This window comes from uncultured Flavobacterium sp. (assembly GCF_937967675.1).
Taxonomy (GTDB): Bacteria; Bacteroidota; Bacteroidia; order Flavobacteriales; family Flavobacteriaceae; genus Flavobacterium.
The window spans coordinates 21,020-27,385 of the sequence record NZ_CALBSN010000194.1; the positions used below are offsets into that span (position 1 = coordinate 21,020).

Here is a 6,366-nt window from a genome sequence, read left to right on the forward strand (position 1 = left end):
TTACTATGGAAGCAAAGAAAATATTATTAGTTGAAGACGATCCAAACTTCGGTGCGGTTTTGAAAGATTATTTAATGATAAATGATTTTGAAGTTACGTTGGCTAAAAACGGAATGGAAGGTTTTGAAAAATTCAAAAAAGACACCTACGATTTGTGTATTTTAGACGTGATGATGCCATACAAAGATGGATACACTTTAGCTAGAGAAATTCGCGAGAAAAATCAAGAAGTGCCTATCATCTTTTTAACGGCTAAAACTTTAAAAGAAGACGTTTTAAAAGGCTATAAAGTAGGAGCTGACGATTATTTAAACAAGCCGTTTGATTCGGAAGTACTTTTAATGAAAATTAAAGCGATTATTCAAAGAAAAGCTACCGAAGTAAAACCTGATACAACTAAATTTGAGTTCGAAATTGGTAAATTCCACTTAAACTCAAAATTACGTTTCTTAACATATCCTGGTCAAGAGCCAATTAAATTATCACCAAAAGAGTGTGAACTTTTAAAAATGTTAGCACTTCATGAAAATGATTTAATGCCAAGAGAATTAGCGTTAACCAAAATTTGGAGAGACGATAACTACTTCACATCAAGAAGTATGGACGTGTACATCGCTAAATTGAGAAAATTCTTAAAGCAAGATGAGAATGTAGAAATCTTAAACATTCACGGAGAAGGTTTTAGATTAGTAATCAAAAAATAATAAAAAGTCCTGAAGCAATTCAGGACTTTTTTTATTCAATAACTTCTAAAGCATAACAAATCTTATCGTCTTTAGAAATGATGTACGTATTTTCATTTTTTGAAATTACCGCTTCATCATTCCAATTTAATTCTTTTAAGAAATTCATTTCAAAACCTTTAATGTGTTGTTTTAAAACGAATTTTCTATCCATCGAATTTAAACACCATTCCAAGTATTTTACATTGTTAGCATGGTTTACAATATCCAAATCAGATAATTGCACTTTATAATCCAACACTTTTTCAAATGGAACATCCAAGTTAATGTGCTGTACCGATTTTTCAGTTGCACTATGTTCTGGATATTTGATAAAATGTTCGTGAGGTAAAGCTAAATTTTCTGGTCTTCTAATTTGTGTATTTAAAACCGCCCAATACGTTTCGCACCCAGCTAATTTCTCATCTCCACGATACAATTCTAAACAACGAGTTGAACGTGAATTTTCTAACGATTTTATCCACGTTTTTACCGTTACTTTTTCTTTCCATTTCGGCAAGTTGATAATTTCCAAACGCATTTTACTCATTACCCATGCTTGATGATGTTCTTGCATATCGCTAAAACTAATGCCACCTAAATCGGCATGAATTCCCGCTGTAATTTGAAAAATATTACACAAATCAGTATATTTCAACAAACCATTTGGATAGCATTGCAGAAAATTGATTTCGTATTCTTGTTCTAAAATAGAAGTAAAATTGGGAGAAATGGACATTTTAATGTATTAAGATTCCTAATGAGATAATAAATTTATTTCCTTTGCCATAGTAATCTTTTTTTTCTGGACTTGCATTCAAATTTGAATTATAAAAATGAGAAAAATGTAATCCAGCATAACCGGCAAAAGTTTTATTTAAATTATAGTTTATATAACTACCTAATCTAATTTCTTCTAAACTTTGTTTTGCTAATATGCTTCCTCCAGTATTTTCTTTATAATTAAATTGACATTGTCCATAACTTATTGTTGGATTAAGCTCAAATTTTGAATTTAAGGGAATTTCATATTCTAAAATATACTGGTAAGAATTTGAATTAATGTAATCAAAATTTCCAATAGCATTTGAATTTTCTACTTTTAATTTTTGAAATTCATATCCTAAGCTTAGTCTGAAATTATAAATTTTTACTAATGATAATATTGAATGAAATCCAAATCCAGAACTTAAATCTTTTGAAAAATAGTTGTTTCCAAATTGAATTGGTAATTGAAAACCAAATCTAAATGCTGGATTAAAATCTACAATTTTATTCTTTGCTTCCTTTTGACTAAAAGCCAAAGTACTCGATAACACAAATATGATAATGAATATTTTTCTCATAACTTAGTATGTTAATGTATAATTTAATTCATCATTATTTATAGTTAATGGAATAGAAAAATATTCTATTTCTTCAGTTATTGTATTTTTAATTTGATAATTAAGTTCAAATGTTTGATTCTTTTTTACTTGATAAAATAATTGAGGTTCATTATAAATAAGATCGTCAATGTATAAATTGATTTGTTCTTCATATTTAATTGCATCTACATCAATTTTATAAATAATTTTATTTGAACTAATTTGATTAGGGATAATTGTAAATGTAATAATCTCGTCTAACTTTAATAATGTTATGGTTCCTAAATCCCAATTTAAACCCTCAAAATTATCATCATTTATTCCATTGAAATAAACGGGTAAATATTCTGTCGAATTTTCCAGGATTAAACTTGAGTTATTGGTTGGTTTGAACATATCAAATTGTATAAAACCTTCTTCATTAGATTTTTTTTTGTAAGTTGAAAAATCATAACTATCATCATCATAACTTGTTCCTATATATGCCTTTTCATTAGCTAAAGGTTGATTTTCAGAGTTAACTACTTTTAGTTTTATATTTATTATGGTTTCCCCATCATAAGGAATTCCGCAAGAGATATATGTAAATACAAGTAGTAATAGTAACTTTTTCATTATTTTATTTTTAACTAAGATGAGAAAAATCTTATAAGGTTGCGTTAAGTTGTCATTATTTTTTCTATGACTTGAATAATCTCTTTTCTATCAGTTAAATAATCAAACCAACTCACGTTTTCTGTTCGTTTAAACCAAGTGATTTGACGTTTAGCAAATCGTCTTGTATTCATTTTGATTTGCTCAATGGCGAAATCTAAAGTGGTTTTCCCATCAAAATAATCGAATAATTCTCGATAACCAACAGTTTGTAACGCATTCAAATGTTTATTTGGACACAAAGCTTGTGCTTCGGCTAAAAGTCCTTCATTTAGTATGATATCAACGCGTTGGTTGATTCTGTTGTACATGATTTCTCGGTCGGCTTCTAAACCAATGATGATAGGAGTGAAGTTTCTTTCGTTTTTTCGTTTTCCAATAAAACTCGAATACGGTTTTCCACTTCCAATACAAACTTCTACAAAGCGTTTCATACGTTGTGGATTTTGTAAGGTTTGCGGATTTTCAGTTTGTAACTTTTGGTAATATTCCGAATCTAATTTTTGGAGTTGCTCTTGTAAATAGGTAATTCCTATTGCATCATATTTGGCATTAATTTCAGTTCGAATCGAATCATCAATATCTGGAAAATCATCAAATCCTTTCAAAACAGCATCCACGTACAATCCCGAACCACCTACCATAATTTGAATGTTATTTTTCTGAAATAATTCGTCCAATTTCGTTAAAGCTTCTTGTTCAAAATCGCCTACCGAATAACTTTCAAAAATCGATTTATTTTGAATAAAATGATGGTTTGCAGCTGCTAATTCTTCATAACTCGGAACAGCGGTGCCAATTTTCATTTCCTTAAAAAACTGACGACTATCACACGAAATAATATCGCAACCAAAATGTTGTGCTAAAGCAATACTTAATGCTGTTTTTCCAATGGCAGTTGGACCAATAATCGTAATTAGGTAATTCATTTTATAATTCGCTTCCGCAATCCTGACAATATTTTGCGTTTAATAAATGTTCTGAATTGCCACAGTTTTGGCAAACTTTTTTGTCACTTTCTCTTGTTTTAGGTGTGTTTTTTGCAATTTCAGCTGTAATAATTCCGGTAGGAACGGCAATGATTCCATAACCCATAATCATTACAAATGAGGCAATAAATTGTCCCAAAGGTGTAATAGGAGTAATATCGCCAAATCCAACAGTAGTTAAAGTTACAATGCACCAATAAATTGAAACTGGAATACTGGTGAATCCAGCTTCATCTCCTTCCACAACATACATTACCGAACCAATGATGATACAACTTATCAAAATAAAGTACATAAAAACCAAGATACGACCGCGACTCGCAATAATCGATTCTCGTAAATGCACTGATTGACTGGAGAATTGAGGATGATTTAATATTTTAAATAATCGCAATAATCGTAAGGCTCTAACCACTGTAAAAACACTTGTTCCAACGAAGAAAAACGATAAATACATAGGCAAAATCGCTACTAAATCGATAATTCCGTAGAAACTTAAAATATAATTCATGGGTTTTTTAATCGTAATGATTCGTAAAATGTATTCAATAGTAAAAAAAATGGTTATTATCCATTCCGAAACTAAAATGAAAGTGTGGTATTTTCCATCGAATTCTTTTACGGTTTCCAACATTACTAAGACAACGCTCAGTAAAATCAATCCCAAAAGAATTATATCGAAAAGTCTTCCTGCAACCGTATTGGTTCCGTAGATAATGATGTGAGCTTTTTGTTTGAAAATCTCGTATTTCGACTTAACTTCATTCATAAAAACAAAGTTAAACAATTAAAATTGAATAATCTTATATACTTTGTGTTTGCGTAAATAGGTCTGAATAATCGTTTTCGTATCGCGATTGTGTTGCATTGGAATAATGATGTTTTTCAAAATTTCAATGTTGTTTACTTGATAATTCAAATCGTAAAAGCAATAGCCTTTGTAAATGCCATTTTCAATAAGAACTGCGGTTCTTTCATCATAAGATCTACCTCGGTCAAGAATTACCATGTTGTTATTTTCAAACGAGTTTTCTTCTATGAATTCCAACACACGTTCGTTGTAACTTTCTGGAAGTTCTTCGCCCACACAAGCTCCATTACATTCTTTGATTTTGTATTGAAAACATCCGTTTTGAGTATCATATAAACCATTGATTTTCTGACATAAATTGTATTTCTCCGTTATCTTGAACAGCACATTTTTGCCTTCCTGAAGTGATGTAAAAGAGGTGATTTCTTTCTTTCTTCCATCGGCTTTTTCAACGGTTAAAGCGATGTAACCTTGTTCGTTTTTATGTTGATACAACGCATATTGGAAAATACTTTTGCGTTGGGCTCTATTATAAATAGGTTTGTTGATTTTAATTTCTTCGCTTTCCTTTAAAAGTGCAATTAATTCGCTTCCCGTTTCTTCAAAAGTTACGGCATAAACATCGCGTTGAATTTTTTTACTTTTGCTCGAAGTTCCCGTGAAATGTTGGTTGACACGTTTTTTGATGTTTTTACTTTTTCCGATGTAAATCAAATCGCCTTTTTCGTTATGAATGTAGTAAATTCCTGTTTTAGAAGGTAAATTCTCCACAATGTCTAACAATTTTGGTGACATTCCCGATTTGATTTCGGTTTTGATGAAACTTTTTACGATTTCTTTCTCGATGTCTTTTACCAACAACATTTTGAATAATTTCACCGTAGCCAAAGCATCACCACTTGCACGATGTCTGTCTGCCATAGGAATTCCTAATGAACGCACCAGCTTACCCAAACTATACGATTCTTGACCCGGAATTAACTTTTTTGCTAATTCTACCGTGCATAGCGTTTGTTTTTTGAAATCAAAACCTAAACGTCTAAACTCGGTTTTTAAAATGCGATAATCGAATGAAGCATTGTGAGCCACAATTACGCATCCTTCGGTAATTTCGATAATTCTTTTTGCGACTTCATAGAATTTGGGAGCACTTCTGAGCATTGCATTGTTAATCCCAGTCAATTTTACCACAAAGGGTTGAATTGGCTTCTCAGGATTTACCAAACTGATGAATTGGTCCACAACCTCATGACCATCAAATTTATAAATGGCGATTTCGGTAATACCTTCTTCATTGTATTGCCCTCCAGTGGTTTCTATGTCGATGATTGCGTACAAAATAGTTTACAGTGTTCAGTCTCAGTTTTCAGTTAATTGGCACATTGACAAATTGCCTTATTGATAATTTCTGGAGCCAAATATACTACTTCCAATTCGAACCATCGTGCTTCCACATGAAATTGCTAGTTGATAATCGCCCGACATGCCCATTGAGAGAGTGTTCAGTTGACAGTGTTCAGTGTTCAGTGTTTTGTATTTATCAAAAATCGTTTTTAGATGTTTGAATTCCTTTTCGATTTGGTTTTGGTTTTCTGTGAAGGTTGCCATTCCCATTAAACCTACGATTTTGATGTTTTTATAGTTTTCCTTATTATGCTGAATTTCATTCAAAATCTCATATAATTCTTCTTCATCAAGACCAAATTTGCTTTCTTCTTCCGCAATGTAAACTTGTAACAAACAATCAATCACACGATTATTTTTTGCGGCTTGTTTGTTGATTTCTTGCAGTAATTTCAAACTATCAACACCGTGAATCAAAC

8 protein-coding genes are annotated in these 6,366 nt (G+C 31.1%); 1 reads left to right on the plus strand and 7 read right to left on the minus strand.

What is annotated here, in order from left to right:
• Positions 1-5 precede the first annotated feature (5 nt).
• Positions 6-704 carry a response regulator transcription factor gene (locus Q0075_RS12795; protein ID WP_297869846.1) on the plus strand — a complete coding sequence of 233 codons (699 nt, stop codon included), beginning with the start codon at positions 6-8 and terminating at the stop codon, positions 702-704.
• A 31-nt stretch (positions 705-735) separates the two neighbouring features.
• Here Q0075_RS12795 and Q0075_RS12800 read toward each other — a convergent pair whose 3' ends face one another.
• From Q0075_RS12800 to Q0075_RS12830, 7 genes are all read right to left on the minus strand, one after another.
• Positions 736-1,461, minus strand: a complete 726-nt coding sequence (locus Q0075_RS12800; RefSeq protein WP_297869847.1) for an acyl-ACP thioesterase domain-containing protein — start codon at positions 1,459-1,461, stop codon at positions 736-738.
• Between the two features lies 1 nt (position 1,462).
• Positions 1,463-2,068 (minus strand): hypothetical protein, encoded by a 606-nt coding sequence (locus Q0075_RS12805; protein WP_297869848.1) that lies wholly within the window; start codon positions 2,066-2,068, stop codon positions 1,463-1,465.
• Between the two features lie 3 nt (positions 2,069-2,071).
• Positions 2,072-2,704 carry a hypothetical protein gene (locus Q0075_RS12810; RefSeq protein ID WP_297869849.1) on the minus strand — a complete coding sequence of 211 codons (633 nt, stop codon included), beginning with the start codon at positions 2,702-2,704 and terminating at the stop codon, positions 2,072-2,074.
• A gap of 44 nt (positions 2,705-2,748) precedes the next feature.
• Positions 2,749-3,672, minus strand: coding sequence for a tRNA (adenosine(37)-N6)-dimethylallyltransferase MiaA (miaA, locus tag Q0075_RS12815; RefSeq protein WP_297869850.1), 924 nt, complete (start codon positions 3,670-3,672; stop codon positions 2,749-2,751).
• Position 3,673: 1 nt separating this feature from the next.
• The gene (locus Q0075_RS12820; RefSeq protein ID WP_297869851.1) at positions 3,674-4,501 is read right to left on the minus strand and encodes an ion transporter; all 828 of its coding nucleotides are present in this window, start codon (positions 4,499-4,501) and stop codon (positions 3,674-3,676) included.
• Positions 4,502-4,519: 18 nt separating this feature from the next.
• Entirely contained in the window at positions 4,520-5,881 is a 1,362-nt protein-coding gene (locus Q0075_RS12825; RefSeq protein ID WP_297869852.1) for an exonuclease domain-containing protein, read from the minus strand.
• A gap of 57 nt (positions 5,882-5,938) precedes the next feature.
• Positions 5,939-6,366: YggS family pyridoxal phosphate-dependent enzyme (locus Q0075_RS12830; RefSeq protein WP_297869853.1), on the minus strand; the 428-nt coding region annotated here is incomplete at its 5' end.